General features: G+C 70.0%; 28 protein-coding genes, 4 tRNA genes and 1 CRISPR repeat array. Of the genes, 23 read left to right on the top strand and 9 right to left on the bottom strand.

Annotated features, from left to right (window positions below; all coding sequences use genetic code 11):
- Positions 1-27: 27 nt before the first annotated feature.
- Together TCUR_RS21535 and htpX are read left to right on the top strand one after the other, a co-directional pair.
- Positions 28-1,533 carry an NADH-quinone oxidoreductase subunit N gene (locus TCUR_RS21535; RefSeq protein ID WP_012854688.1) on the top strand — a complete coding sequence of 502 codons (1,506 nt, stop codon included), beginning with the start codon at positions 28-30 and terminating at the stop codon, positions 1,531-1,533.
- A 114-nt stretch (positions 1,534-1,647) separates the two neighbouring features.
- On the top strand, positions 1,648-2,502 hold the full coding sequence (gene htpX, locus TCUR_RS21530; RefSeq protein ID WP_012854687.1) for a zinc metalloprotease HtpX: 855 nt from the start codon (positions 1,648-1,650) through the stop codon (positions 2,500-2,502).
- A 29-nt stretch (positions 2,503-2,531) separates the two neighbouring features.
- Here htpX and map read toward each other — a convergent pair whose 3' ends face one another.
- The gene (gene map / locus TCUR_RS21525) at positions 2,532-3,299 is read right to left on the bottom strand and encodes a type I methionyl aminopeptidase (protein WP_012854686.1); all 768 of its coding nucleotides are present in this window, start codon (positions 3,297-3,299) and stop codon (positions 2,532-2,534) included.
- A gap of 48 nt (positions 3,300-3,347) precedes the next feature.
- Here map and TCUR_RS21520 point away from each other — a divergent pair, with 48 nt between their 5' ends.
- Positions 3,348-3,626, top strand: coding sequence for a helix-turn-helix domain-containing protein (locus TCUR_RS21520; protein ID WP_012854685.1), 279 nt, complete (start codon positions 3,348-3,350; stop codon positions 3,624-3,626).
- Between the two features lie 318 nt (positions 3,627-3,944).
- On the opposite strand, the gene TCUR_RS21515 is transcribed toward TCUR_RS21520, so the two are convergent.
- The gene (locus tag TCUR_RS21515) at positions 3,945-4,433 is read right to left on the bottom strand and encodes a YajQ family cyclic di-GMP-binding protein (RefSeq protein WP_012854684.1); all 489 of its coding nucleotides are present in this window, start codon (positions 4,431-4,433) and stop codon (positions 3,945-3,947) included.
- Positions 4,434-4,597: 164 nt separating this feature from the next.
- Here TCUR_RS21515 and TCUR_RS21510 point away from each other — a divergent pair.
- A tRNA-Tyr gene (locus tag TCUR_RS21510) sits at positions 4,598-4,682 on the top strand.
- 117 nt (positions 4,683-4,799) lie between these two features.
- Here TCUR_RS21510 and TCUR_RS21505 read toward each other — a convergent pair.
- The 3 genes from TCUR_RS21505 to TCUR_RS21495 all read right to left on the bottom strand — a co-directional run bounded on the left by TCUR_RS21505 (position 4,800) and on the right by TCUR_RS21495 (position 7,146).
- A complete protein-coding gene (locus TCUR_RS21505) occupies positions 4,800-5,480 on the bottom strand; it encodes a tyrosine-type recombinase/integrase (protein WP_012854683.1) in 681 nt (226 codons plus the stop codon).
- Positions 5,481-5,639: 159 nt separating this feature from the next.
- Positions 5,640-6,842 carry a helix-turn-helix domain-containing protein gene (locus TCUR_RS21500; protein ID WP_012854682.1) on the bottom strand — a complete coding sequence of 401 codons (1,203 nt, stop codon included), beginning with the start codon at positions 6,840-6,842 and terminating at the stop codon, positions 5,640-5,642.
- Positions 6,835-7,146 (bottom strand): putative quinol monooxygenase, encoded by a 312-nt coding sequence (locus tag TCUR_RS21495; RefSeq protein ID WP_012854681.1) that lies wholly within the window; start codon positions 7,144-7,146, stop codon positions 6,835-6,837. The genes TCUR_RS21500 and TCUR_RS21495 overlap by 8 nt, the downstream gene beginning before the upstream one ends.
- A 157-nt stretch (positions 7,147-7,303) precedes the next feature.
- Here TCUR_RS21495 and TCUR_RS21490 point away from each other — a divergent pair, with 157 nt between their 5' ends.
- Complete coding sequence (locus TCUR_RS21490) at positions 7,304-7,708, top strand: ATP-binding protein (protein ID WP_012854680.1); 405 nt, start codon at positions 7,304-7,306, stop codon at positions 7,706-7,708.
- 643 nt (positions 7,709-8,351) lie between these two features.
- Positions 8,352-8,964: a CRISPR direct-repeat array (repeat unit 30 nt; unit sequence GTTGCGATCCCTCTGAGGGGTGATGAGGAC).
- 1,004 nt (positions 8,965-9,968) lie between these two features.
- On the opposite strand, the gene TCUR_RS26100 is transcribed toward TCUR_RS21490, so the two are convergent.
- Complete coding sequence (locus TCUR_RS26100) at positions 9,969-10,145, bottom strand: site-specific integrase (RefSeq protein ID WP_245536915.1); 177 nt, start codon at positions 10,143-10,145, stop codon at positions 9,969-9,971.
- A 321-nt stretch (positions 10,146-10,466) separates the two neighbouring features.
- Positions 10,467-10,853, bottom strand: a complete 387-nt coding sequence (locus TCUR_RS21480) for a hypothetical protein (RefSeq protein ID WP_012854679.1) — start codon at positions 10,851-10,853, stop codon at positions 10,467-10,469.
- Between the two features lie 208 nt (positions 10,854-11,061).
- Between TCUR_RS21480 and TCUR_RS21475 the strand changes: the two genes are divergently transcribed.
- The 11 genes from TCUR_RS21475 to TCUR_RS21425 all read left to right on the top strand — a co-directional run bounded on the left by TCUR_RS21475 (position 11,062) and on the right by TCUR_RS21425 (position 18,691).
- On the top strand, positions 11,062-11,535 hold the full coding sequence (locus tag TCUR_RS21475) for a hypothetical protein (RefSeq protein ID WP_012854678.1): 474 nt from the start codon (positions 11,062-11,064) through the stop codon (positions 11,533-11,535).
- Between the two features lie 472 nt (positions 11,536-12,007).
- Entirely contained in the window at positions 12,008-13,141 is a 1,134-nt protein-coding gene (locus TCUR_RS21470; RefSeq protein WP_041440212.1) for an acyl-CoA dehydrogenase family protein, read from the top strand.
- A gap of 141 nt (positions 13,142-13,282) precedes the next feature.
- Positions 13,283-13,355, top strand: a tRNA-Thr gene (locus tag TCUR_RS21465).
- Between the two features lie 148 nt (positions 13,356-13,503).
- Positions 13,504-13,782, top strand: coding sequence for a hypothetical protein (locus TCUR_RS21460; protein WP_012854676.1), 279 nt, complete (start codon positions 13,504-13,506; stop codon positions 13,780-13,782).
- Positions 13,783-13,871: 89 nt separating this feature from the next.
- Positions 13,872-15,089, top strand: a complete 1,218-nt coding sequence (locus TCUR_RS21455) for a PP2C family protein-serine/threonine phosphatase (RefSeq protein ID WP_012854675.1) — start codon at positions 13,872-13,874, stop codon at positions 15,087-15,089.
- A gap of 230 nt (positions 15,090-15,319) precedes the next feature.
- Positions 15,320-15,393: transfer RNA gene (locus TCUR_RS21450), tRNA-Met, on the top strand.
- Between the two features lie 76 nt (positions 15,394-15,469).
- On the top strand, positions 15,470-15,634 hold the full coding sequence (gene rpmG / locus TCUR_RS21445; protein ID WP_012854674.1) for a 50S ribosomal protein L33: 165 nt from the start codon (positions 15,470-15,472) through the stop codon (positions 15,632-15,634).
- A gap of 174 nt (positions 15,635-15,808) precedes the next feature.
- Positions 15,809-16,246: a MaoC family dehydratase N-terminal domain-containing protein gene (locus tag TCUR_RS21440; RefSeq protein WP_012854673.1), complete on the top strand. Its 438-nt coding sequence runs from the start codon at positions 15,809-15,811 to the stop codon at positions 16,244-16,246.
- A complete protein-coding gene (locus TCUR_RS21435) occupies positions 16,246-16,671 on the top strand; it encodes a MaoC family dehydratase (protein WP_012854672.1) in 426 nt (141 codons plus the stop codon). Before TCUR_RS21440 ends, TCUR_RS21435 begins: the two co-directional genes overlap by 1 nt.
- 130 nt (positions 16,672-16,801) lie before the next feature.
- Entirely contained in the window at positions 16,802-17,878 is a 1,077-nt protein-coding gene (locus tag TCUR_RS21430; RefSeq protein WP_012854671.1) for a UDP-N-acetylmuramate dehydrogenase, read from the top strand.
- 132 nt (positions 17,879-18,010) lie between these two features.
- Positions 18,011-18,691, top strand: a complete 681-nt coding sequence (locus tag TCUR_RS21425) for a GntR family transcriptional regulator (protein ID WP_012854670.1) — start codon at positions 18,011-18,013, stop codon at positions 18,689-18,691.
- Between the two features lie 25 nt (positions 18,692-18,716).
- Here TCUR_RS21425 and TCUR_RS21420 read toward each other — a convergent pair whose 3' ends face one another.
- Positions 18,717-19,790 (bottom strand): adenosine deaminase, encoded by a 1,074-nt coding sequence (locus TCUR_RS21420; protein ID WP_012854669.1) that lies wholly within the window; start codon positions 19,788-19,790, stop codon positions 18,717-18,719.
- A 268-nt stretch (positions 19,791-20,058) separates the two neighbouring features.
- Positions 20,059-21,270, bottom strand: coding sequence for a pyridoxal phosphate-dependent aminotransferase (locus tag TCUR_RS21415; RefSeq protein WP_174315335.1), 1,212 nt, complete (start codon positions 21,268-21,270; stop codon positions 20,059-20,061).
- 226 nt (positions 21,271-21,496) lie between these two features.
- Between TCUR_RS21415 and TCUR_RS21410 the strand changes: the two genes are divergently transcribed.
- The 7 genes from TCUR_RS21410 (at position 21,497) to TCUR_RS21380 (ending at position 26,327) form a co-directional block, all read left to right on the top strand.
- A tRNA-Trp gene (locus TCUR_RS21410) sits at positions 21,497-21,569 on the top strand.
- Between the two features lie 139 nt (positions 21,570-21,708).
- Positions 21,709-21,963: a preprotein translocase subunit SecE gene (gene secE / locus TCUR_RS21405; RefSeq protein ID WP_012854667.1), complete on the top strand. Its 255-nt coding sequence runs from the start codon at positions 21,709-21,711 to the stop codon at positions 21,961-21,963.
- Positions 21,964-22,067: 104 nt separating this feature from the next.
- A complete protein-coding gene (gene nusG / locus TCUR_RS21400; protein WP_012854666.1) occupies positions 22,068-22,784 on the top strand; it encodes a transcription termination/antitermination protein NusG in 717 nt (238 codons plus the stop codon).
- A gap of 212 nt (positions 22,785-22,996) precedes the next feature.
- Positions 22,997-23,425, top strand: a complete 429-nt coding sequence (rplK, locus tag TCUR_RS21395) for a 50S ribosomal protein L11 (RefSeq protein ID WP_012854665.1) — start codon at positions 22,997-22,999, stop codon at positions 23,423-23,425.
- Between the two features lie 76 nt (positions 23,426-23,501).
- Positions 23,502-24,212, top strand: a complete 711-nt coding sequence (rplA, locus tag TCUR_RS21390) for a 50S ribosomal protein L1 (protein ID WP_012854664.1) — start codon at positions 23,502-23,504, stop codon at positions 24,210-24,212.
- 229 nt (positions 24,213-24,441) lie between these two features.
- Positions 24,442-25,308 carry an SCO4651 family lipoprotein gene (locus TCUR_RS21385; RefSeq protein WP_012854663.1) on the top strand — a complete coding sequence of 289 codons (867 nt, stop codon included), beginning with the start codon at positions 24,442-24,444 and terminating at the stop codon, positions 25,306-25,308.
- 128 nt (positions 25,309-25,436) lie between these two features.
- Positions 25,437-26,327, top strand: a complete 891-nt coding sequence (locus tag TCUR_RS21380; RefSeq protein ID WP_012854662.1) for an SCO4651 family lipoprotein — start codon at positions 25,437-25,439, stop codon at positions 26,325-26,327.
- The last annotated feature ends 198 nt before the right edge of the window (positions 26,328-26,525 follow it).

The following is a 26,525-nucleotide window of genomic DNA, read 5'->3' as shown; positions in this document are numbered from 1 at the left end:
GAAGGCGGGTTCCACGGGGAGGCGTGGATGATCCAGTCGATCGACTACGCGGCCATCGCGCCGCCGCTGATCGTGGCGGTGGCGGCGATCGGGCTGCTGCTGGCCGACGCCTTCGGGGCGTCCGCCCGGCTGCTGGGCGCGGCCTCCTGTGGCGCGGTGGGGGCGGCGCTGGCCGCGGTGGCGGCGCTGGCGGCGGGGGACCGGCGGGCCACCTTCTGCCTGCCCGAAGGGCTGCGCGCCGGCGGGCCGCCGTCGTGCTCGTACGTCACCGACGACTTCACGCTGGTCTTCCAGGGCGTGGTGCTGCTGGCGGCGCTGGTGGTGGTGCTGCTGTCACTGGAGGAGATCACCGCCCCTGGGGCGCGGCTGCCGGCCGGGGAGTTCCACTTCCTGCTGCTGGCCGCCATCGCCGGGGCGCTGACCCTGGTGGCCGCCCGGGACCTGGTGCTGCTGGTGGTGGCGCTGGAGACGCTGTCGCTGCCGGTGTTCGCGCTGGTGGCGCTGCGCCGCCGGGACGGGGTGGCCACCGAGGCGGCGCTGAAGCTGTTCTTGGTCTCGGTGACCTCCACCGCGGTGATGCTGCTGGGGGTCAGCCTGGTCTACGGGGTGACCGGCGCCATGCACCTGGACCGGGTGGCCCCGGCGCTGGAACGGGTCCCCGGCGAGCTGGAGCCCGTTGCGGCGCTGGGCGTGGTGCTGGTGCTGGCGGGCTTCGCCTTCAAGGTCGCGGCGGTGCCGTTCCACTTCTGGGCCCCGGACGTCTACCAGGGGGCGCCGCTGCCGGTGGCGGCGTTTTTGTCGGTGGTCTCCAAGGCCGCCGCCTTCGCCGGGCTGGCCATCGTGGTCGCCCTGGGACTGCCCGCCTACGCGCACGTGTGGGGGCCGGTGCTGGCCGTCCTGGCGGCGGTCACCATGACGGCGGGCAACCTGGTGGCGCTGCGGCAGCGCTCGGCGATCCGGCTGCTGGCCTGGTCGTCCATCGCCCAGTCCGGCTACATGCTGGCCCCGCTGGCGGTGGGGGACCGGCGGCTGCCGGAGGCGGTGGCGGCCACCGTCGCCTATGTGGCGATCTACGCGGTCATGAACATCGGGGCGTTCGCCGTGGTGATCGGGTTCCGCCGCCGCGCCGGCGCCCCGCCCGCCGGGCCGGCCCCCGCCTGGGACTCCCTCGACGACTACCGCGGCCTGGCCCGGCGCCACCCGGGGACGGCCGCCGCCATGGCGTTCTTCCTGATCTGCCTGGCCGGGCTGCCGCCGGGGGTGATGGGCCTGTTCGCCAAGATCGTCGTCTTCCGGGCCACCGTGGCCGGCGGGGTGACCTGGCTGGCCGTGGTCATGGCGGTCAATACCGTGATCGGCCTGTACTACTACCTGGCCTGGGCGGCCCGCCTCTTCGCCGCGCCCGCCGGCCGGGTGGGGCCGATGCCGCGCACCCCCGCGCTGCGGGCGGCCATCGCCGCCGCCGCGGCCGGCGCCCTGGTGCTGTCGGCGGCCCCGCAACTGGTGCTGCAGGCGGCGTCGGCCACCATGTGACCGCCCCGCCGCAGGGAACGTTTATCGAGGTCAGACCGTTGTCTGAACGATTGCGCCGCAAGGGTTTCCGCCATGGGCGAAAACCCCGGCTCGGTAACCGGGAGGCCGACGGAAGTGCAGTTCAACGCTGTCAAGACGGCCGTTTTGCTCGGCGCGCTCTCGGCGCTGATGCTGACGGCGGGCTGGGCGCTGGGCGGCAGGGCGGGCTTCGCCGTCGCGTTGGTCCTCGCCTTGGCCGTCAACGGCGTCTCCTACTTCTTCAGCGACCGCATCGCGCTGCGCGCGATGCGCGCCCATCCGGTCAGCGAGGTCGAGGCCCCGACGCTGTACCGGCTGGTCCGGGAACTGTCCACCGCGGCCCGCCGGCCGATGCCCCGGCTGTATGTGTCGGAGACCCTGCAGCCCAACGCCTTCGCCACCGGGCGCAACCCGCGCAACGCCGCCGTCTGCTGCACCCGCGGCATCCTGCGCATGCTGGACGAGCGGGAACTGCGCGCGGTGCTGGGCCATGAGCTCTCCCACGTCTACAACCGCGACATCCTGATCTCCTCGGTGGCCGCGGCCCTCGCCACCGTCATCACCTCCCTGTCCCACCTGGCGATCTTCCTGCCGGTCGGCCGCTCCGAGGACGAGGAAGGGCCGGGGCTGCTCGGCGCCCTGCTGATGATGATCCTGGGGCCGATCGCCGCCGGCATCATCCAGCTGGCCGTCAGCCGGACCCGCGAGTACCAGGCGGACGCCTCCGGGGCCCGCCTCACCGGCGACCCGCTGGCCCTGGCCTCGGCGCTGCGCAAGATCGAGGCGGGCACGCAGGCCATGCCGCTGCCCCAGGACCCGCAGCTGGCCTCCGCCAGCTCCCTGATGATCGCCAACCCGTTCCGCGGGGCCGGCATCGGCAACCTGTTCTCCACCCACCCGCCCACCGCCGAGCGCGTCGCCCGCCTGGAACGCATGGCGGGCCGCCGCTGAGCCGGCGCACGACGGCTTTTCAGGGCCTTTCAGGGCACGGTGAGGACCACCGGGCCGTCGGCGGTGATGGCCACGGTGTGCTCGAAGTGGGCGGCGCGGCTGCCGTCGGAGGTGACGATGCTCCAGCCGTCGGCCAGCGTGTAGCCGTGGTCGTCCCCGCCCTCGTGGAACATCGGCTCGATCGCGATGGTCAGCCCCTCCCGCAGCCGCAGGCCGCGCCCGGGGCGTCCTGTGTTGGGCACCGAGGGCTCTTCGTGCATCGCGGTGCCGATGCCGTGCCCGCCGCAGCCTTCGAGGATTCCATAGCCGGCCTCCCGGCCCACCTGCTCCACCGCATGGGAGATGTCGCCGATGCGCGCACCGGGCCGGGCCGCCTCGATTCCCCGCTCCAAGGCCCGCTTGGTGGCCTCCATCAGGCGGGCTGCCCCCGCGTCGGGCGGCCCGATCGAGATGGTGATGGCCGCGTCCCCGTGGTAGCCGCCGACCTCGGCGCCGCAGTCGATCGACAGCAGGTCGCCCTTGCGCAGCCTGCGCCCGTCCGGGATGCCGTGCACGACCACCTCGTTGACCGACAGGCACAGCACCGCGGGGTAGGGGGTCGGCGCGAACCGCGGCCGGTAGTGCAGGAACGACGGCCGCGCCCCGTGCTCCTTGATGCAGCGCGCCGCGATCGCGTCCAGTTCCGCCGGCGTCACGCCGGGCTCGGCCGCCGCGGCGACCCGCTCCAGGGTGATGGCGACCACCCGGCCCGCCTCCCGCATCACCGACAGTTCGCGGGGGCTCTTGTAACTCACCATGACTGGTATTCTAATACCAGTATTTTTATCCTTAGTAGAGTCGTCGCCATGGTGCGTACCCCGCTGACCGAAGAAGAGCGCGACCGGGGCAGGGCCCTCGGCCGGGCATTGCGCGCCGCCCGCGGATCGCGCAGCGCCGCCGCCGTGGCCCAGGAGGCCGGCATCTCCCTCGACACCCTCCGCAAGATCGAACGCGGCGCCATCGCAGCCCCGGCCTTCTTCACCGTCGCCGCCCTGGCCCGCGTCCTCGACCTCGACCTCGGGGCGCTGGCCCGCACCCTGATGCCGGACGACTCCGCCGACCGGCAGACCCCACTGGCCGGCTGAGCCGCCGAACCGGCCGGTGCAGACCCGGCGGCTCCCGCCATGACCCGGGACTTTCCGCAGACCCCTCAGCGGCGGGCCGCTCTTTTGCCGACCGCTTCGGAAAATTTCACGGCCGTCTCGAACCTCCCCGGCCGCCCCTGCATCACAACGAACGAGGGCGCGCCGGACAGCCTTTGGCGGGGTACGGCTCCCGGCGCGCCCCCTTTGCGTCTCCCGGGGCCGTGAGCGGCGCGGCCGGCGCCCGGGACGCCACGCGGCCGGTGCGCCCCTCCCCTTGGCGACCCGGCCGCGTGGTCTGCGAATCCCCGTGGCGGTTTCTCAGCGGTAGTTGACGAACTGCAGCGCCACGTCCAGGTCCTTGCTCTTCAGCAACGCGATCACCTTCTGCAGGTCGTCCTTCTTCTTGGAGCTGACCCGCAGCTCATCCCCCTGGATCTGGGCCCGCACCCCCTTGGGCCCCTCCTCCCGGATGATCTTGCTGATCTTCTTGGCGTTCTCCTGGGAGATGCCTTCCTTCAGCCCGACGTGCAGCTTGTAGACCTTCCCCGACAGCTTGGGCTCCCCGGCGTCCAGCACCTTCAGCGAGACGCCCCGCTTGACCAGCTTCTCCTTGAGCACATCCAGGATCGCGTTGGCCCGCTCCTCGGTGTTGGCCTGGATCTCGATCCCGTCCCCGGACCGCTTGATCCCCGCGTCGACGTTGCGGAAGTCGAACCGGGTGGCCACCTCCTTGGCGGCCTGGTTCACCGCGTTGTCGACCTCCTGCCGGTCCAGCTTGGAGACGATGTCGAACGACGAGTCCGCCACGGAACAACCCCTCTCAATGCTCACAACGCCTGTGCGGCCAGCCCGGGCCACGTAGCGACCAACCCTAGTCAGCCGCCCCCGCCGACGACCTTCACCGCCTTCGATGTCACGAGTACTCGCCAGGTCCGCTAAGCTTTGTCCGTCGCCATCGGACGACACACCACGGCGGGTTGCCCGAGTGGCCAATGGGAGCGGACTGTAAATCCGTCGGCTCAGCCTACCCAGGTTCGAATCCTGGACCCGCCACCAGCCTGAAACGGCCCCTGACCAGGGAAAACCTGGACAGGGGCCGTTCGCGTTCCATCCGGCCGCATCCGGCGATCACCGGGTCTCTACGGGCCTCTGTGCCGAATACGTGCCGAGGTTTCAGCGGGTGTCGCCGCTGGCGGCCTGGGGTTTCGTGGCTTTGGCGATACGGCGCTTGGCGTCCTCTTCCTGACTCGCGATGCACTTGGCATAGACCTTGAGGAGGACGGCGACGCTGTGGCCGGCCCACTCGGCGACCTGGGCGGGAGGGACGCCCGCGCTGAGCCACGTTGACACGGCCGCATGGCGCAGCGCGTGGGGGAGTCTCGGTGAGGCGGCTTCCTTGGCGCTCAGAGCCTTCTCACGGGCCTTACGCCACACCCCGAGGTATGTCCGGTCGGTCATGATCCCGCCGCGCGGACCGACGAACAGGCGCCCGCCGGGCGGGATCTCGAAGGCGTCGAGGTGGTGACGCAGGATCCGGACCAGCTCCGGATGGATGGGCACCTGGCGAGTCTCGCCGGGCGCACGGTGCTTGAGCGGCTGCCGGTCCCGCGGCTTGCCGCTGTCGGTCCAGCGTGAGCCGCTACGGGGTTCGGCATGGGTCAGGCGCATCTGTCCCCATCCGTCCTCGGGCAGGTGGACCAAGCGCTCACGGCGAAGGTCCACTGCCTCTTCCGGGCGAAGTGCGGCGTAGTACATGACCGCGAAGAACGCCACCATGCGTTCCCCCCGCTTGCCCTGGGCCCGGACGGCGTCCAGCAGCCGCCGGGCCTGGTCGGGGTTGACCACCAGCCGCATGTCAAGGGTCTGGGCGACGCGGGGACGAGTCCACTTCACCAGCTTGAGCGGGTTGGAGGTCGGCTCAGCCGTAGGCCTGAGCGGCCGATCAGCCTCAGCACAGACAGCGCCCGGTACTCAGAGTTTCTGCTAGTACTTTTAGTGTCGGGCCATGTGCTTTTATGCGCCCACCCGGTCGGCGAGTTCTCGCAGCTCAGGGGAGGGTGGGTCTTGCATGGTCAGCAAATCGGACACCAGTTGCCGGACGATTCGGTGGTTCCGTATCTGCTCTGGGGTGAGCCGTTCGGCTTCCAGCAGGGTGGAGACGGCTTCGGTGACCTGCCGGCGCTGGGCGTGAGCGCGGGCCAGGTCGATCCCCAGCCGGGCGCGCCGCTCGGGCGACAGGGCGGAGGTATCGACCGCGGCGCCGACCCGTAGGGCGTGGCCGGCGTCTCCCAGCTCGACCGCCACCGCCACCTCATGGAGCGCCACGTTGGCCGGTCCGAACTCGGTGTTGTAGTCGTTGCGCCCGTCCCCCAGCCGTTCGGCGACCTCCCGCGCCCGCGCCAAGTGGGCGTAGGCCTCGTCGGCCTGGTTGAGCCGGGAGGCGACGACGGCCCGTTGCAGGGTCAGCCCGCCCCACAGCGACATGGCCTCGGGCTTGCCTTGCTCGACCAGGAACCACAGCGCTTCGGAGGCCGTCCGGGCGGTCTCTTCGGCTTGGTCGAAGTGCCGTGCGCCCAGGAACACGAACCCGAGCCGGAACGCCCCCGCCGCCATCAGCAGCGGGTCACCGGCCCGTTCGGCCGCCGCGATCGCCCGGTCGGCGGCGATCCACGCCGCTTCGGGCTCACCCAGCTTGGCCAGCGCCGCCGAGCACGCCTGATAGGTCTTGGCCAGCAGTTCGAACAGCTCGGGCCGGCGTTCCTGCTCGGCCGACCGCACCGCCGTCTCCAACGCGGGCACCAGCCCGCGCAGCAGGTCGGCCAGCTCCTCATACCGGCTTTCGTGCACCAGTTCCCAGGCCCGATCGACCTGAGGCCCGATCTCGTCCGTGGGCGGGACGGGAGCCGAGTGCAGCATGGCCCGCAGCGAGTGAGCCCCCGCCAGCACCAGCCGCAGCCCCGCCGACCCCGGCGTCTCCTCGGTCGCAGCGGCGACCACCGGCGCTTCGGCCGCCAGTTCCGCCAGCGGCACTTCCAGTGCTTCGGCCAGCTTCTCCAACACCGACATCCGGTCGATCTTGCGGACTCCGCGTTCGACCTGGGAGACCCACGCCACCGACCGATCGATCAACCGCGCCAGCTCAGGCTGTGACAGGCCGCGCCGCTTGCGTTCCCGGGCGATCCGCCGACCCAGCGCCCGCTGATACTCGTTACTCACCCGCCGTTCCCTTACCGGCCTGAAGCTCCAACCAGTCCACTTCCACCGAGGCCAGGAACTCTTCCCGAGCGCTCAAGAAGTGCTTGGTGTGCTCCTGCTCTTCGTGCGCCTCGAAGGCCGCCCGGTCCCGATACAGCTCATAGAAGATCCGCTGAAGCGGCCGCCCCTCCACCCGGTGCGTGGCGTACACCAGCGTGCCCGGCTCACGCTCTCGGATCTTGTCCACCGTCTCGGCCACCAGCCGATCGAAGGCCTCAGCGCTCGCTTCGTCCTTGCAGGTGAACCGAACCACCAGCCCGAACATGCGCGGCCTCCTTCAGTCTCCTGGCCCTAGGAGATCAGTACTTATTGTGCGACGCAAGTACTCAAGTGACTTGTACTCAAACTACTGAGCCCGTACTTTAAGTATCAGTAGTGCTGGGCAGGTGCTCTGACCTGCAAGATCGCAAAGAGAGCTCCCCATGACCCCAACCCACACCCCACCGGAAGACGGGCAAAAGCGGCAGCGAACCTTCCCGGGCCGCAAAGACCAGATCCGCCAGGCCCGCCGCTACGCCGCCGCCTGCCTTCCCGACCACCCCGACGCCGCCCTCATCGTCAGCGAACTGACGACCAACACCGTCGAACACACCCGCACCGGCCAAGAAGGCGGGACCTTCACCCTCACCATCTGCCGCCGCCCCGATGGCACCGCCCTCATCGAGGTCACAGACCAAGGTGGCCCCGAAACCTTCGGCCAACCCACCTGCGGCCGCGAAGGCGGCCGCGGCCTCACCCTCGTCCAAGCCCTCACCACCGCATGGGGCGTCAAAGGCGACTCAACCGGCCGCACCGTCTGGGCCGAACTCCCCCCGCCGGCCTCATGAACACCCCCGACCCCACCGCAGCCCTCCACGCACTACGCAGGCGCTTCCCTCACTGGGCGTTCCTGTACAACCCACTCACCGGCCGCTGGTTCGCCCTACGCAGCAACGCAACCACCCTGGTCGCCAGCACTCCCGAACAGCTCGCCGACTACATCCAGCACATCCAGCCCAGTCGGCCCCCAGCCCAGAACACCGGCAACCGCCTACGAACCACCCCAGCTCCCTGCAAACCACCCAACCACCACAGACGCGAGCACTGACCCGCTGATGAGCCTGATCAAGCAACACGCACACCGCTTGCTCCACCGAGCCAGAACGCTCCTTGCCAAGCTCCGCCAGCCACCAACACCCGAAGACACCCCGTCGTATGGCCGCTTCTAACCCAGCCCACCAGCACCCAGCGAGCGCCACACAGGATCTGAGAACGACCTGTCACACAGGTCGTGAGGCCTGAGAGCCGGCGCCAGAGCACCAGATGAGAACTTTCTCTACGTCTTCCAGATGAGAACTTTCTCTACGTCTTCAAGGGCGCCCCGCTGACGCGGGCCGCCACCGAGTGGACCGGCGCAGCGGGCATGCGGCCTCTCCGGGCCGGTCCCGCCGCGCCGCCCGCTCAGCCGGACACGGGGGTGTAGGCCAATGAGTCACGATCCTTCTGAGGGGTGATGAGGACGCCACCCTGACCTACGGTTACACGCGCGTGGTGACGCTGCGATCCCTCTGAGGGGTGATAAGGACGTCAGCGTGGCGCGCAGGGCGGGGAGCCCCCGGGGGTTGCGATCCCTCTGAGGGGTGATGAGGACGCGGCCTGATCGCCATCCACGCCGCCCGCACCGCGTTGCGATCCCTCTGAGGGGTGATAAGGACGTCAGCGTGGCGCGCAGGGCGGGGAGCCCCCGGGGGTTGCGATCCCTCTGAGGGGTGATGAGGACCGGCGAGGATCAGGCGGCCAAGCGGATAGCCGCAGGTTGCGATCCCTCTGAGGGGTGATGAGGACGCGGCCTGATCGCCATCCACGCCGCCCGCACCGCGTTGCGATCCCTCTGAGGGGTGATGAGGACCGCACCATCACCGTCACCCGCCACCAGCGGCGCGGGTTGCGATCCCTCTGAGGGGTGATGAGGACCAGGCCGTAGCGGCCCAGATCGCCACGCCCGACCAGTTGCGATCCCTCTGAGGGGTGATGAGGACATCTGGTACATCGCCGAGCGGATCTGGCGCGTCATGTTGCGATCCCTCTGAGGGGTGATGAGGACCCCAGGGTAAAACCGCAGGCCACAGGGACGGAAGCCCACCGGATACGGCCCGATTTTGCAGCGGACCGCCGGTTGTGCATCCGCCCAGGTAGAACGCACAAACCAACGCGACGGGAGCGAGCACCATCACGATCACGCTAGCCCGCCGGCGGGCATCGTGCCGCCGACTTGAGCGAGCTCCCCTCTGGGGACTGCGCCGTCCCCCAGACCCCCTGCGCCCCGGAGCGCCCGTCCGCGCGATGCCGTCTGTCCCACCTGCTGACCGTCCGCACGGACGAGCACTCCGGACCTATCCCCGCCGACAGCGGTGGCGGCAACGCTGACGGCGACAGCGACGCACCGGGACGGGGCCGTCAACGGCCGGCCAGCGGCACCACAGGTGTTGATGACCTTGGGACGGAACGAGGTGATAAGGATGCGCAGGCCCACCAAGGGTAGCTGGGCCGTGACGGAGTGCCCGTTGCGTGCCCGATAGCGGGGGGAATCACGAGGACTCACGGTCACTTGTGAGTAGATGATCTAGGAACGTGCAGGTCAGAGGATTGCCTGGTCAGCGGCCAAGATTGTTACGGCCTTTGTGAACCGGTATTACTGCGCTGGTTCTCTGGGAGCTACATGGATGAATGATCTTGGATCTGGACTGAGGCGGACGGGTTTCCATTCCCAACCTAGGCGGCCAGCTTGCGTGTCCATGTGGGAACACCTGATGCCTCGTCGCAGCCTTGTCGGATCGAGTGGGAGGGCTACGGACACCAGATAGGTGGCGTGCCCAATACGGATCGAAGTTTCGTTTTCTGGTGACGAAATTACAGGTCAACGAAGTTCGGCAGGAGGGCTGTAATCCGTCGGCTCAGCCTACCCAGGTTCGAATCCTGGACCCGCCACCCGCCTGAAACGGCCCCTGACCAGCGTGAACGCGGTCAGGGGCCGTTCGCGTTCCATCCGGCCGCATCCGGCGATCACCGGGTCTCTACGGGCATCTGTGCCGAATACGTGCCCAAGTTTCAGCGGGTATCGCCGCTGGCGGCCCGGGGTTTCGTGGCCTCAGCGATGCGGCGCTTGGCGTCCTCTTCCTGCCCTGCGATGCACTTGGCGTAGAGCTTGAGGAGGACGGCGACGCTGTGGCCGGCCCACTCGGCGACCTGGGTGGGAGGGACGCCCGCGCTGAGCCACGTTGACACGGCCGCATGGCGCAGCGCGTGGGGGGAGTCTCGGTGAGGCGGCTGCCTTGGCGCTGAGCATCTTGGGGCGTGCGCCGAGGTATGTCCGGTCGACCGTGGTCCCGCTGCGCGGACTGACGAACGGACCCTCCCAGAGGGGCTCGATGCGGTGACGCAGACGTGGCCGGTGACCGCTCGGCGAGGTCTGTTCGCCCTCTTCTGACCAGCTGGGGGGCGTCGTTCCTGGGACGTCTGGCAGGGAGGCTGTGCTTTTCGGTTCACCGGGGCGGCTGCGCGCCATCGGCCATTGGGGCTGCTCCATGCGGTTTGGAGCGGGGCCGTTCACGTCCTTTTGGGTTCGCCGTGCAGCTTGAAGACCGCTTGCACCTGCGCGGCCCAAAAGAGATATGGCTCGTTGAACTTGTATCCAAGGGAGCGGGCCATCTCATAAAAACCGCTCCCAGGTTCTTTGTCTCCGTACTTGTGGGTGACGATCGAGGTCAGCGCCGGTCTTCCGGCTGCGTGCTCCTCCTCGAAAATGGTCCCCAGAAGGTGGTTCATCAAGGCCGAGTGCGGTTCGAGAGAAATGGTGGAAACCCGGCTTGCGACTTCTCCATAGGAGATCATGCGTCGTTCGCGGGCCGCTTCCAGGATCGCATCGCGGACTTCGGTGAGCGCCGAGTTCCATTCGCTCTCTGACAGTCCGAACCGTGAACTGGATCTCCGCATCGCTCTCTTCTCCTCGCGCGAGGCTCGAGCGCTTTGGCGCGTGGTATGAGCATCCGTCTTCTGCAGGCGGGTATGGGTGTCGGCTCGGACACGTTCAGGTCACGGGCCGGAGGCGTTGCCCGAGCAGATCGGCGCGATGGTTCCCGGGGGCGGCGGTGTTGTGCCGAATATGAGGGCTGAAGCCCTGTCACCTGACTTCGGAGGGCCCGTGAAGTACGTCGATCTCAACGCCACCGCAGGAGACCTGGCGGGCGTCATCGACCCGAATCCCTACCTGGAACGATTGCCCGAGATCGCCGAGGCGCTGCCTGCCGGGGCACGGGCCTTCGCCACGGATCCCGATCACTACGACTTCATGGGGAAGCGGTGCGTCAAGGATCTCGAGCTCGCCCGGGTCGAGGGGCCGTCCGGTGGTGATCTGGTGCTCTGCTTCCGGCACAACTGCTGGAAGCACGAGGAGGACCTCATCATCCGGTACCGGGGCGTCACGGCCTTCACGGTGGAGGCGGCCGAGGGTGAGGAGCCGGCGGACCTGGGTCCCCTGATTCTTGACGAAGTGCTCCCGCATGAAGGCGGGTGCACCCATGAGTTCGCCTTCATAGCGGGCACGCTGTGCATCGCTTGCTGCGATCTTGAGGCGACCTGGGTTTACGCCGACTGCCCGGATCGGCGTCCGAGCTGAGCGCCTGTCAAGAATCCCCACGCGTAGCCGGGGAGACGATCGACGGTGCATCGCGAAGGTCCTGGACGGATCTGATCGCGAATACTCGGTGACGATCGCGTCCGCCTGCTGCGGTGGGAAGGGACGTTAGGGGGCGACCGCCCCTTTCCAGGCCTGCGGTTCTGGGAACCGCGAATGGGAACACCGAGGGATGTGTTCCTGCGATGCCGCCATGCGCCATCTGCGAAAAGGCGGATCGTAAGACGCCACGGCACCCGGCGCCATCGAGCCCTCCCCGCAGGTGCCCGAGAGCACATGTGAAAAAGATTCGCTTTTAGCTGGGTGTCAGTGGCGCGCACTGCGATGGCCGATGATCGTCATTTCCGCTCGGCGGGACGGCCGCAGCCGGGTGTTCGCGGGCTCTGGCAGGGCGAACGGTCCCAATGCGGCGGGGAGGGGCGCCATCCTAGAGCGGCGTTCTAGAATCAACTTCATGGATGCACAGGACTTCGCCGATGTGCTGGCCGCGGTGCGCAGCTTCGTCCGCGAGCAGGTGATCCCTCGCGAAGAGGAGATCGAGGAGACCGATGCGATTCCCGAGAGCCTGCGGCAGGCCGCCCGGGAGATGGGGCTGTTCGGGTACGCGCTGCCGGAGGAGTACGGCGGGCTCGGCCTGTCGCTCAGCGAGGAGGTGCGGCTGGCCTTCGAGCTCGGCTACGCCAGCCCCGCCTTCCGGTCGATGTTCGGCACCAGCAACGGCATCGCCGGGCAGGTGCTCGTCAACGCCGGCACCGAGGAGCAGAAGCGGCAGTGGCTGCCCCGGCTGGCCTCCGGCGAGGTGATCGGCGCGTTCGCGTTGACCGAGGCCGAGGCCGGCTCCGACCCCAGCACGCTGAGCACCACGGCGGTCAAGGACGACGACGGCAACTACGTGATCAACGGGGCCAAGCGGTTCATCACCAACGCCCCCGAGGCCGATGTGTTCATGGTCTTCGCCCGCACCGGCGGGCCCGGCTCGCGCGGCATCTCCACCTTCCTGGTCGAGCGGGACGCCCCCGGGCTGAAGGTCGGCCCGCCCGACGAGAAGATGGGCCAGCGCGGCGCGCACACCGCCGAGGTCTTCTTCGACAACGTGCGGGTGCCCGCCAGTGCGATGGTCGGCCCCGAGGGGACCGGTTTCCGCACCGCCATGGCCTCGCTGGCGCACGGCCGGCTGAGCATCGCCGCCGTCTGCGTCGGCCTCGCCCAGCGGATCTTGGACGAGACCGTCGCCTACGCCAAGGAGCGCGCCCAGGGCGGCCGCAAGATCGGCGAGTACCAGCTCGTCCAGGGCATGATCGCCGACTCCCAGGCCGAGCTGTACGCCGGGCGCGCCATGGTGCTGGAGGCCGCCCGCGCCTACGACGCCGGGGAGGACCGCAAGCTCGGCCCGTCCTGCGCCAAGTACTTCTGCTCGGAGATGCTCGGCCGGGTCGCCGACCGGGCCGTGCAGGTCTTCGGCGGCATGGGCTACATGCGCGGGGTCGCCGTCGAGCGGTTCTACCGGGACGCCCGGCTGTTCCGCATCTACGAGGGCACCAGCCAGATCCAGCAACTGGTGATCGCCAAGCGGCTGCTGGCCGACTGAGCCGCCCTTCTCTTCCTGCCGCCGCCCCGCCCGGAGGGTGGGCCGGCGGGGTGCGGCGGGGCGGTTGCGGCAAGGCCGGACCAAATCGATTTCGTATCCGGCGTCCGAGGCGTGTATGGTGGCAGTGCGCGTTCGGCGCAGGCCCCTTTAGCTCAGTCGGCAGAGCGTCTCCATGGTAAGGAGAAGGTCTACGGTTCGATTCCGTAAAGGGGCTCTAGCCGCAAGGCTTCTGCAGTGAAGACCGCCGTCCGGTGATCCGGGCGGCGGTCTTCGCATGTATCCGGCGGGTAAGCAGGCCGTACCGAAGTCTTTACCCTATGTGTCTACGGTGAGACGCTGGGTGATGTCCGAAGGAGTGCGGCATGAACACCCCCGTCAACACCGACACGGTCAAATCACCCGTGCGGCGCATCACCGGCTGGACCCTGGCCTGGACCGCCTGGATCCTGTTCTTCCTGGTCGTGGAGGCCGCGGCGCTGATCCGCAAGGCGCCCGGCGACACCTTCTCCGAGCACTGGTGGTCCCTGTTCCGGCTGCGCGAACGGGTGCCCCTGCCGGTCCGGATCCTGCTGCTGGTGGTGCAGGTCGGCTTCGGGATCTGGCTGATCGGCCACCTGGCCTTCGGCTGGTGGACGCTGTGAGCCGCCGGGCTTCCCATCTTTAGGCATCCCGTGACTGTGGACACGGCCCGATCTGGGTAAAGCCCTCGGGGCGGCGCGGGAGGGCTGAGATGGGGACGGAAGGCGAACGAATGCTGGGCGGGCTGCTGGAGGACAGCCGCCTGGCCGCATTCGAGGACCTGCCCGCCCTGGTGACCGCGCACGCCGCACCCGCCGGGCTCCACTTCGTCACGCTCTATGTGGCGGACCTGCAGCAGCGGATCCTGATCCCGCTGCCCGGCCAGCGGGACGGGTACGGCCGCCCGCTGGAGCCGATCCGCATCGACGGCACCCTGCCCGGCCGCGCCTACCGCGACTTCGAGGTCGTCCAGGGCAGGTCACCCGGCGAACCGCTCTGGCCGGCCCCCGGGCAGCGGGTGTGGGCGCCGCTGCTGGAGGGCACCCAGCGGCTCGGAGTGCTGGGCGCCACCATCGACGCCGGCGCCGCCGTGGGGCGGGTGCGCGACCTGGCCGCCCTGGTCGCCCTGCTGCTGATGAGCAAGCGCGCCTTCAGCGACTCCTGCGCCCGCCTGTCCCGGACCGAACCGATGGTGCTCTCGGCCGAGATGACCCGGACGCTGATGCCGCCCGGCGTCTTCGCCACCCGGGACGTGGTGGTCGCCGCGGTGATGGAGCCCGCCTACCAGGCCGGCGGGGACTCCTACGACTACGCCCTGGACGGCAGCACCCTGCACCTGGCGGTGTTCGACGCCATGGGGCACGACACGGCCGCCGGGCTGACCAGCACCATCGCGATCGGCGTCACGCGCAACGCCCACCGGCGCGGCGCGGGGCTGACCGAGGTCGCCGACCTGGTGGACGCGGCGATCGCCGAGCAGTTCACCGACGTCCGCTTCGCCACCGGGGTGCTGGCCGACCTCGACGTCCGCAGCGGCCGGCTGGACTGGATCAACCGGGGCCATCCCGCCCCGCTGGTCGTCCGCCGCGGCCGGCGCGTCGCCGAGCTGCAGGGGCCCGCCAACATGCCGATGGGGCTGGGACTGCAGAGCTCTCCTCCGCCCTCCGGCTACCAGCTCGAACCCGGCGACCGGCTGCTCTTCTACACCGACGGCATCGTCGAGGCCGTCGACCCCGGCGGCCGGGAGGTCGGCCTGGAACGCTTCGTGGACTTCATCGTCCGCCACGAGGCCGACGGCCTGTCCGCCCCCGAGACGCTGCGCCGGCTGGTCAGGACCGTCCTGCAGGGCCGGGACGACCGGCCGCGGGACGACGCCACCGTGCTGATAGCGGAATGGCGCGCGGGCACCGAGACGCTGCTTCCGCGATGAACGCAGGTCGGAGCGCCGCTGCGATTCTGGTAACCTCACTACAGGTCTTTTGCCGGAGTCCCGAACGGCCCGTTGCCGCCAGTTCTCTGGCGGAGACGGCCCGGGTTCCGGCGATGGACCCGGGAAAGCCCAGGTCAGTCGGTTTCCTGTGGAGCCGGCGAGCACCGGGGCGTTTCCAAGACGCGGTCTGGGTCCGGTATCCTTAGTCACCGGTCCGCAGTGACCGTCTCGGCGAGGTAGCTCAGTCAGGCAGAGCAAGCGGCTCATAATCGCTGTGTCGCCGGTTCAAGTCCGGCCCTCGCTACTATCCCCATCAGCCCGTCACCGACGGGCCATTGGGGTGCGTATGTCCATGTCCCTCGTCAGAAAGGCACTCCCTCGTGGCCGCCACCGACGTTAGGCCGAAGATCACGCTGGCCTGCCAGGAGTGCAAGCACCGCAACTACATCACCCGCAAGAACCGGCGTAACGACCCGGACCGGCTGGAGCTGAAGAAGTACTGCCCCAACTGCCGGTGCCACCGCGTCCACCGCGAGACCCGCTGAGCGCAGGTCCGCCGCTCCGTCGGCTGCGGGGCCACCGAGGTCGAGCGCCAAGCTTGGGCAATGTTCGGCCCGCCTTCTGAGACCTCAGAAGGCGGGCCGAACGTCGTTCTGTTACGGTCACGCGGAGGAAACCCGTAGCGCAGGGCTCCCGGCCCTGGAAGGACGGACGAATACATGGCACTGAACCGGGACTTCATCGGGCGGACCTTCCCGCCCACCGAGCCCTACGAGGTGAGCCGCGTCAAGATCCGGGAGTTCGCGGACGCCATCGGCGACCCGAACCCGCTCTACCGCGACCGCGAGGCCGCCAAGGCCGCCGGCTACCCCGATGTCATCGCGCCGCCCACCTTCCCCATCGTGATCTCGCTGGGCGGTGAGGCGCTGGCCGACCCCGAGCTCGGCCTCAACTTCGCGATGGTCGTCCACGGCGAGCAGCGCTTCGAGTACACCCGTCCGATCCACGCCGGTGACGAGCTGGTGTGCGAGACGACCATCACCGAGATCAAGGCGATCGGCAAGAACGAGAAGATCGAGCTGCGCACCGAGATCAAGACGGTGTCCGGCGAGCCGGTCTGCACCGCCTACAACACGATCGTGGAACGGGGGGCCTGATGACCGCCAAGGTGAAGTACGACGAGGTCGAGGTCGGCACCGAGCTCCCGCCGCAGACCTACCACGTCGACCGGGCCAACCTGGTCATGTACGCCGGCGCCTCCGGTGACTTCAACCCGATCCACTGGCGGGAGAGCTTCGCCAAGCAGGTCGGGCTGCCCAACGTCATCGCCCACGGCATGTACACCATGGCCCAGGCCGGCCGGTACGTCACCGACTGGGTCGGCGACCCCGGCGCCGTCGTCGACTACGGCGTGCGCTTTTCCGCCCCGGTCGTGGTGCCCGACGAGGGCGGCGCCGACATCGAGGTCAGCGGCAAGATCGAAGAGAAGCTCGACGACAACAAGGTCGTGGTGGCCCTGACCGCCCGCTGCAACGACCAGAAGGTCCTCACCCGCGCCCGGGCCGTCGTCCGCCTGGCCTGACCGCCGGGCACCGGCCGCTTCGCAGACCCTTCGGCGGGCCCGCACGCACCGCTCCCTATGCTGGGACGCACGCGGGCCCGCCCGCTCGGGCCGCGCGGACGGGCAGGAGCCGTCGAGGAGGCAAGCGAGCATGGCCGTCCGTTGCGAGAACGTCCGCCTGGCCGCCTACACCACCCTGCGGCTCGGCGGACCGGCGCGCCGCTTCATCGAGGCGGACGCCGAAAGCGAGCTGGTCGAGGCGGTCCGCCAGGCCGACGCCGACGGCGAGCCGGTGCTGATCCTGGGCGGCGGCAGCAACCTGGTGGTGGCCGACGAGGGTTTCGCCGGCACCGTCGTGCACGTGGCCACCCGCGGCGTCACCTGCCGCACCGACCCGGCCCGGCCCGGCAAGGTGCTGGTGACCGCCCAGGCCGGCGAGGAATGGGAGCCGTTCGTGGCCCGCTGCGTGGCCGACGGGCTGGCCGGGCTGGAATGCCTGTCGGGCATCCCCGGACGGGTCGGCGCCACCCCCATCCAGAACGTCGGCGCCTACGGGCAGGACGTCAGCGAGACCATCGTGCGGGTGCGCGCCTACGACCGCCGCACCGGCGAGATCGTCACCCTCGACAACGCCGCCTGCGGCTTCGGCTACCGCACCAGCGTCTTCAAGGGCCGGGACCGGCACGTGGTGCTGGATGTGACGTTCGCGCTGGAGGAAAGCGACGAATCCCAGCCCATCGCCTACGCCGAGCTGGCCCGCACCCTCGGCGTCAGCCCCGGGCAGCGGGTCCCGCTGCACCAGGCCCGCCAGGCCGTGCTGGAGCTGCGCCGCGGCAAGGGCATGGTGCTGGACCCCGACGACCCCGACACCCGCAGCGCCGGCTCGTTCTTCACCAACCCCATCCTGGACGCCGCCCAGCTGGCCGAACTGGAACGCCGGGTGGCCGAGCGGCTGGGACCGGAGACGACCTTCCCCCGCTACCCCGAGCCCGACGGGCGCACCAAGACCTCGGCGGCCTGGCTGATCGACAAGGCCGGGTTCGGCAAGGGCCACGCCCTCGGCCCGGTCCGCATCTCCACCAAGCACACGCTGGCCCTCACCAACCCCGACGGCACCGCCCGGACCGCCGACCTGCTGGCACTGGCCCGCCAGGTGCGGGACGGGGTGCGCGAGGCGTTCGGCATCGAACTGGTCAACGAACCGGTCATGGTCGGCGTGAAACTGTGAGGCGCGCCCGCGTCGGCCGCCGGGGCCCGCCGATGCGTTCCAGATCCGGGCTTTGCATCGCATCATGGAAGCGGGGTCCTTTCCGGCCGCGGTGCCCCCGCCGCGGAAGGACCCCGATGGGGCGGGTGAGACGTGGCGCCATCGCGGCAGGGCCTGGGAACTCGACCGCAGCTCGGTGACGAGGTCGCGGCCCGGCTGCGCGAGCAGATCATGGAAGGCCGCATCCGCCCGGGCCAGTACCTGCGCCTGGAGCGGCTGGCCGCCGAGTTCGGCATCAGCGTCACCCCGGTGCGCGAGGCCCTGCAGTCGCTGCGCAGCCAGGGGTTCGTGCTGCTGGAACCCCGCCGCGGCTTCGTGGTGGCCCCGCTGTCGCGCCAGGACGTCCAGGACCTGTTCTGGGTGCAGGCCGACATCGCCGCCGAGCTGGCCGCCCGCGCCGCCACCACCTTGACCACCGGCACGCTGCGGGAGCTGAACGCCATCCAGCACGCCATGGGCCGCTCGGTCGAGGCCGGCCGCATCGACCTGGTGGAAGAGCACAACCACGACTTCCACCGCTGCATCAACCTGGCCGCCCGCTCGGCCAAGCTCGCCTGGTCCCTGGGCGCGGTGGCCCGCTACGTCCCGCGCGGCCTGTACGGGCGGCTGCCCGACTGGCCCCGCATCGCCCTGGAGGACCACCGGCGCATCTTGGCGGCGCTGCGCGAGGCCGACCCGGAGGAGACCGGCGCCGCCATGCGCGCCCACATCATGCGGGCCGGGGAGCTGCTCATCGCCCACCTGGAACGCCAGGGCCTGTGGAACGGCGCCTGAGGACGGCCACCGCCGAACCGGGCCTTTAGGAGAACGCCGACTGGGGCATGCGATCGTCGCAGGGGACGGGGGAGGCCAGCCAGGCGTCGATGCCGGCCAGCAGGCGCCTGCGGACCTCGCTGGGGGCCGCCGAGCCGTGCACCGAGGCGCGGGCCAGCTCGGCCAGCTCCGCGTCGGTGAAACCGTGCTCGGTGCGGGCCAGCTCGTACTGCCTGGCCAGGCGGGAGCCGAACAGCAGCGGGTCGTCGGCGCCCAGCGCCAGCCGGGCACCGGCCTCGAACAGGGCGCGCACCGGCACCGCGGCGGCCGACGGCGCCACCCCCAGCGCCACGTTGGAGGTCGGGCAGACCTCCAGCGTCACGCCCCGCTCCACGATGCGCTCCAGCAGCGCCGGGTCCTCGATCGCCCGCACCCCGTGCCCCAGCCGGTCGGCGTGCAGGAACTCCAGGCACTCGCGGACGCTGGCCGGGCCGAGCAGCTCCCCGCCGTGCGGGGTGGACAGCAGCCCGGCGCGGCGGGCGATGCGGAAGGCCCCTTCGAACTCATAGGCCCGGCCCCGCCGCTCGTCGTTGGACAGCCCGAACCCCACCACTCCCCGCCCGGCGTACTGGGCCGCCAGGCGGGCCAGCGTCCGGGCGTCCAGGGGGTGCCGGGTGCGGTTGGCGGCGATCACCACGCCGATGCCCACCCCGGTGGCGGCCTCGGCCTGCCGGGCGGCGTCCAGCACCAGCTCCACGGTGGGCGTCAGCCCGCCGAAGCGGTGCGCATAGCCGCTGGGGTCCACCTGGATCTCCAGCCAGCCCGACCCCTCGGCGGCCTCGTCCTCGGCCGCCTCCAGCAGCAGCCGGCGCACATCGTCGGGCTCGCGCAGCACCGAACGGGCGATGTCGTACAGGCGCTGGAAGCGGAACCAGCCGCGTTCGTCGGTGGCGCGCAGTTTCGGGGGCCAGTCCTCCACCAGCGCGTCCGGCAGGTGCACCCCGTGCCGCCGGGCCAGCTCCACCAGCGTGCTGTGCCGCATCGAGCCGGTGAAGTGCAGGTGCAGATGGGCCTTGGGCAGCGTGTGAATCGGACGGACGGAAAGGGAGTCGGCCTGCATGACCTAACTTTGCCGGATGCGCCCGCCCGTACGGGCACGGGTCATGTCAAGACCACCCGTTCGGACCAGTCGGGGCATGGCCCGCCCGCACCGGCGGAGGCGGGCATAGTCCCCGCCGCGACCGGTTTCGCAGGCCGCGAACGCCCCGGCCCGTGCGAGGGCGGGGCGTTCACAGCGGGTCTTCCCGGCGCGCGGTCTCAAGGCATCGCCCTCGGCCGCGGCGTGCCCGGGAAGGAGAAACCGGACCGGGGCTCGGCGGCCGGAGCGCTCAGCTCGCCTCCGACAGCAGCTTGGCCACCCGGCTGACCCCCTCGACCAGGTCCTCATCGCCCAGGGCGTAGGAGAGCCGGAAGTAGCCGGGGGTGCCGAACGCCTCGCCGGGCACCAGCGCCACCTCCACCTCGGTGAGGATCAGCTCGGCCAGCTCCACGGTGGTGGCCGGGCGCTTGCCGCGGATCTCCTTGCCCAGCAGCGCCTTGACCGACGGGTAGGCGTAGAAGGCGCCCTCCGGCTCGGGGCAGACCACGCCGGGGATCTCGTTCAGCATCCGCACCATGGTCCGGCGGCGCCGGTCGAACGCCTTGCGCATCTCGGCCACCGCCGACAGGTCGCCGGTCACCGCCGCCAGCGCCGCCGCCTGTGAGACGTTGGCCACATTGGAGGTGGCGTGCGACTGCAGGTTGGTGGCGGCCTTGATGACGTCCTGCGGGCCGATCATCCAGCCCACCCGCCAGCCGGTCATCGCGTAGGTCTTGGCGACCCCGTTGAGCACCAGCGTGCGGTCGACCAGCTCCGGCACCACCACCGGCATGGAGTGGAACTCGGCGTCCCCGTAGACCAGGTGCTCGTAGATCTCGTCGGTGATCACCCACAGGCCCTGCTCGGCCGCCCAGCGGCCGATCTCGGCGATCTGGTCGCGGGTGTAGACGGCGCCGGTGGGGTTGGAGGGGGAGACGAACAGCAGCACCTTGGTGCGGTCGGTGCGGGCCGCCTCCAGCTGCTCCACGCTCACCCGGTAGCCGGTGCTCTCATCGGCCGTCACGAACACCGGCACCCCGCCGGCCAGCTTGATCGACTCCGGGTAGGTCGTCCAGTACGGGGTGGGCACCAGCACCTCGTCCCCGGGGTCCAGCAGCGCGGCGAACGCCTCGTAGACCGCCTGCTTGCCGCCGTTGGTGACCAGCACCTGGGAGGCGTCCACCTGCAGCCCGGAGTCGCGGGCGGTCTTCTCGGCGATGGCGGCGCGCAGCTCCGGCAGCCCCCCGGCCGGGGTGTACTTGTGGAAGCGCGGCACGCGGCAGGCGGTCACCGCGGCCTCGACGATGTAGTCGGGGGTGGGAAAGTCCGGTTCGCCCGCGCCGAACCCGATGACCGGCCGGCCCTGGGCCTTGAGCGCCTTGGCCTTGGCGTCCACGGCGAGCGTGGCCGACTCGGAGATCGCGGCGATGCGCGCGGAGATGCGACGTCTTTCACTGCTCATGACACCCATGGTTTCAGACCTGCCGGCAGGGGGCGGGCGGGACGCCCACGCCGCTGGAACCGGCGGCTGGTAAGGGCCGATGACCTGCGCGGGGGCGTCTGGTTCGACTCTGGCGGGCACTGCACGTACACTCATCGACTTAGTGGCGGGTCTTCAGCTCACTGTTCTGCCCTCGCGGTAGGCCGTAAGCTGTAAGACGCCATCCTCGATCGCGATCGAGGAGCAGAGGGCAGTAGCTCAATTGGTAGAGTCCCGGTCTCCAAAACCGGCGGTTGGGGGTTCGAGTCCCTCCTGCCCTGCGAAGTGCGGTGCCCGCACCAGTGCGTCCTTCATCGCCGCCACGCCTGAGCGGGGCATCGAGGGGCACGCCGCGGAAGCGGGCGCGCACGGCCACGGGCCACGGATCAGTGGTTGGTTCACGACCGATGGGTGACGGCGATGGCGACTGAGATGCGCGGCGAGCCCGCCGCGACCGAGGACAAGGACAAGGAGAAGAAGTCCGCGCGCAAGCGGACCTCTCCGGTTCTGTTCGTCCGCCAGATCATCGCCGAGCTGCGCAAAGTGATCTGGCCCACCCGCAGCGAGCTGATCAACTACACCCTGGTGTCGCTGGTCTTCGTGCTGGTCATGATGGCGTTCGTCGCCGGTCTGGACTGGGGGCTGCAAAAGGGCGTCTTCGCCGTCTTCGGCTGAGCCGTCCCGGCCCCGCCGAGCCGCCGCAGAACATTCCCGCGGCCGGTCTCAGGCACCCACATCGCCGATACGCGTTCCGTCACCGATACGAGAGAAGAGCCACCGTGTCCGAGTTCCCACAGCCCTACGACGAGGCCGCCGACGAGGCCGGGTCCGCGCAGGAGGCTGCGGTCGAGCCGGCGGAAAGCCTCCAGGAGGAGGAAGCCGAGGCCGCTCAGCAGGCCCCGGCCAAGGACCCGTACGAGGACTTCAAGCGGGAACTGCGGATGCTGCCGGGGGAGTGGTACGTGGTGCACTCCTACGCCGGCTATGAGAACCGGGTCAAGGCCAACATCGAGACCCGGACCCAGTCCCTCAACATGGAGGACTACATCTTCCAGGTCGAGGTGCCCCAGCACGAGGTCACCGAGATCAAGCAGGGCAAGCGTCAGAAGGTCAACGAGAAGATGCTGCCCGGCTACATCCTGGTCCGCATGGAGCTGACCGACGAGTCGTGGGCCGCGGTCCGCAACACCCCCGGCGTCACCGGTTTCGTGGGCCTGCTCAACAAGCCCTCCCCGCTGAGCCTGGACGAGGTGGCCAAGCTGCTGGCCCCGCCGCCGGAGGAGGAAAAGGGCAAGGCCAAGGAGCAGACCAAGGTCACCAGCACGGTGGAGTTCGAGGTCGGCGAGTCGGTCACCGTCATGGACGGCCCGTTCCAGACCCTGCCGGCCACGGTCAGCGAGATCAACGTCGAGCAGCAAAAGCTCAAGGTCCTGGTGTCGATCTTCGGCCGGGAGACCCCGGTCGAGCTGTCCTTCAACCAGGTCTCCAAGATCTGACCTCCCCGCGTGGGCCCGGGCCGTCCCCGGTGCGTGCGGGGACGACTCAGGCCGTGCGGTCGTCGGCCGCCCCGCCGCGGCGGGCAGGGCGGTGCCGCGTCCGCGCGGGCGGGAATCCCAAGGTCCCTACGTGGCGGATGTGTTCCGGCCGCCACGTTGCCCGCGATGCGGGAGTCGGGACTAGGCGAAACAGGAACGAGAGGAAGGCGCGCATGCCTCCCAAGAAGAAGGTCAAGGCCCTCGTCAAGATCCAGCTGCAAGCGGGCCAGGCCACTCCGGCGCCGCCGGTCGGTACCGCGCTCGGTCCGCACGGCGTCAACATCATGGACTTCTGCAAGCAGTACAACGCTGCCACGGAGTCCCAGCGCGGCAACGTCGTCCCCGTAGAGATCACCATCTACGAGGACCGCTCCTTCAGCTTCGTCACCAAGACCCCGCCGGCGCCCCAGCTGATCCTCAAGGCCGCCGGGGTGGAGAAGGGCAGCAGCGAGCCGCACAAGACCAAGGTCGGCTCCATCACCCGCGACCAGGTCCGCGAGATCGCCCAGACCAAGATGCCGGACCTGAACGCCCGGGACCTGGAGGCCGCCGAGAAGATCATCGCCGGCACCGCCCGGTCGATGGGCATCGAGATCAAGTAACCGCCGCACCCGGCACCCGCCGTGGGAGGGCCCGGCGCAGGCCCGCACCACGAACTCTCATCCCAGGGAGCAGTACATGAAGCGCAGCAAGACCTACCGCAAGAACGCCGAGCTGGTCGACAAGAGCCGGCTCTACACGCCCGCCGAGGCGGTGGCGCTGGCCCGCAAGACCTCCGGCACCAAGTTCGACGCCACCGTCGAGGTCGCCATCCGGCTCGGCGTGGACCCGCGCAAGGCCGACCAGATGGTCCGCGGCACCGTCAACCTGCCGCACGGCACCGGTAAGACCGCCCGGGTGCTGGTCTTCGCCGGCGGCGCCAAGGCCGAGGAGGCCCGCAGCGCCGGCGCCGACTACGTCGGCACCGACGACCTCATCGAGCGGATCCAGGGCGGCTTCCTGGACTTCGACGCGGTGGTGGCCACCCCGGACATGATGGGCAAGGTCGGCCGGCTGGGCCGGATCCTCGGTCCCCGCGGCCTGATGCCCAACCCCAAGACCGGCACCGTCACCATGGACGTGGCCAAGGCGGTGACCGACATCAAGGGCGGCAAGATCGAGTTCCGCGTGGACCGGCACGCCAATTTGCACTTCATCATCGGCAAGACCTCCTTCGAGGACCGCCAGCTGGTGGAGAACTACGCCGCCGCGCTGGATGAGATCATCCGGCTCAAGCCGACCGCGGCCAAGGGCCGGTACCTGAAGAAGATCACCATGACGACCACGATGGGGCCGGGCATCCCGGTCGACCCCAACCTGGTCCGCAACCTGACCGCGGAACTGGTCTGAGAACCATCGGACGCGACAGGGGGCGTCCCCGGGGCCTTTCCCGGGGACGCCCCTTTTGGGCTTTGGGCGGCCGGGGCCTCCCCGGGCGGTACGACCTGAGACGTACGAGGCGGGTGCGCATTGGTACCGGCGGGGGATGATGGCCTAAGACCTGTCCGAACACACTGAAATCCGGTGGATCCCTCCTCCGGGGCGCCGGATCGACGAAGCGTGACAGAGAGGTCTTCAGATGGGACGCCGAATGGCCCGCCGTGCGCCGGTGGCCGCCGCAGCGAGCGCCGCCGTGGTCTTCTCCCTCACCGGATGCCTGGGCGGCTCCGGGGACGCCCCTTCCGGGACGGCCGTCCTCCCGGCCGATGTGGCACTGGTCAAGGCGTCGCAGCAGACCGGCCGGGCCGACACCTTCGAGGCCGAGCTGACGATCACCGACACCGGGGAGCCCGGCTCGGTCATCCGGGGGTCGGGCGATGTGCGGCTGCGGCCCGACCTGGCCTTCAGCGTCACGCTGGGGGAGGTGAGGCTGTCCGGCCAGAGCCTGCCCGGCGCCGGCGTCCAGGCGATCTTGACGGACGGCACCCTGTACGCCAAGGTGCCCCGGCTCGCCCAGATGATCACCGGCGGCAAGCCGTGGCTGCGGGTGAACGTGGACGCGGCCGGGCGGGTCGTCGGCTTCGGCTTCGATGAGCTGACCGATGCGGTGCGGCGGATCAACCCCGCCGAGCAGACCAAGATGCTCACCGCCTCCAAGGACGTGCGCCGGGTCGGCGAGGAGGAGGTCGAGGGCGTCAAGACCGTCCACTACGCCGGGACGGTGACCGTCCAGGACGCGCTGGACCGGCTGGATCCCGTGGCGCGGGAGCGGATCGGCCGCTGGTACACCGCGAGCGGCTCGGACCGGCTGAGCTTCGATGTGTGGGTCGATGCGGCGGACCTGCCCCGCAAGCTGGTGGTCAAGGGGACCGCCGACGGCCGGGACACCTCGACGATGACCGTGCTGTACCGCGATTACGGGGACGCAGTGACGGTGAACCCGCCGCCCGCCGACCAGGTCGGCGATGTGACCGACCGGATCGGGCAGTTCCTGCGCGGCCGGTAGCGGCCGGAACCGGTCACCGCCCGGCGGCCGGAATGGGTCCCAATCCCCCAGAACGCGGCTGATCGCAAGATAGCGTGCGGCCTCGTACCGAAAGTCGTACCGAGATCCGCCACGGGAAGGACCTGACGATGCACCGCCGAGTGACCGCACGCCGCCGGCTGACCGCGACGGTGGCCATGAGCGGGGCCCTGCTGCTCACGCTCACCGGGTGCCTGGGAGAGGAGGGCACGCAGGACCAGGGCGCCGGTGGCGCGTTCAAGGCGGCCGCGGCCCAGTTCATGGCCCAGGTCTCCGACAAGACCGAGCAGGCCGACACCTACAGCATGCGCATGGTCTCCACGGCCAACATGACCGTCCAGTCCCAGAAGGTGGAGACCAGGACCGAGAGCAGGATGCAGGTCAGGCTGCGGCCGGAGCCGGCGATGAAGGGCACGGTCACCACCACGATGTCGGGTCTGGACGGCCTGGGCGCCCAGGCCGCGCAGCGTCCGACGGAAATGGTCATGATCGGCGGCACCATCTACATGAAGCTGAATCTGCCGCAGGGCGGCGGGAGCAAGCCCTGGCTGAAGATGTCGCTGGGCGATACCGGGGCCGAGGCCCTGGCGCAGGCCAAGCAGTACGGCCCGGCGCAGATGGCCCAGATGCTGACCGCCTCGCCGGATGTGCACAAGGTGGGCGAGGAGGTGGTGGAGGGGGTGCGGACCACCCACTACGCCGGCACGGTCGACTCCAACGCGGGCCTGGGCGCGCTGAGCGACAAGGACCGCCAGGAGCTGGAGAAGGGGCTGGAGAAGCTCGGCGCCGGGAAGATGACCATCGACATCTGGGTGGACGAGCAGGGCCTGCCGCGCAAGCAGATCGTCAAGGCCGACATGTCGCTGGGCACCGTCGACGTCACCAGCCACTTTTCCGACTACGGCAGGCCGGTGCAGGTCAGCGCGCCCCCGGCGGACCAGGTGGGCGACTTCTCGAGCTTCCTGGACGACCTTGGGGCGCCCCGCTTCCCCGGGTCCTGAGCGGTGAGCCTCGCGCGGCCGGGTCCGCCGGATTTGGCGGCCGGGGCCCGGCCGCGTACCCTGGTCTTCTGCCGAAGACCGCCGGTCGTCGCCCCCCAGGGGCGGCCGAAGGTCCGCTGAGAAAGCGGACGGCCCGCGCAGGCGAGACGAGAGCGACGTTGCGTCCGTGCCCATGGCGCGGCCGCCTGTGACGCCCCG

The sequence above is a fragment of the Thermomonospora curvata DSM 43183 genome (assembly GCF_000024385.1).
GTDB lineage: Bacteria > Actinomycetota > Actinomycetes > Streptosporangiales > Streptosporangiaceae > Thermomonospora > Thermomonospora curvata.
Note: the sequence above shows the minus strand (reverse complement) of the source record. Positions and strands in the feature narration are given on the sequence as shown.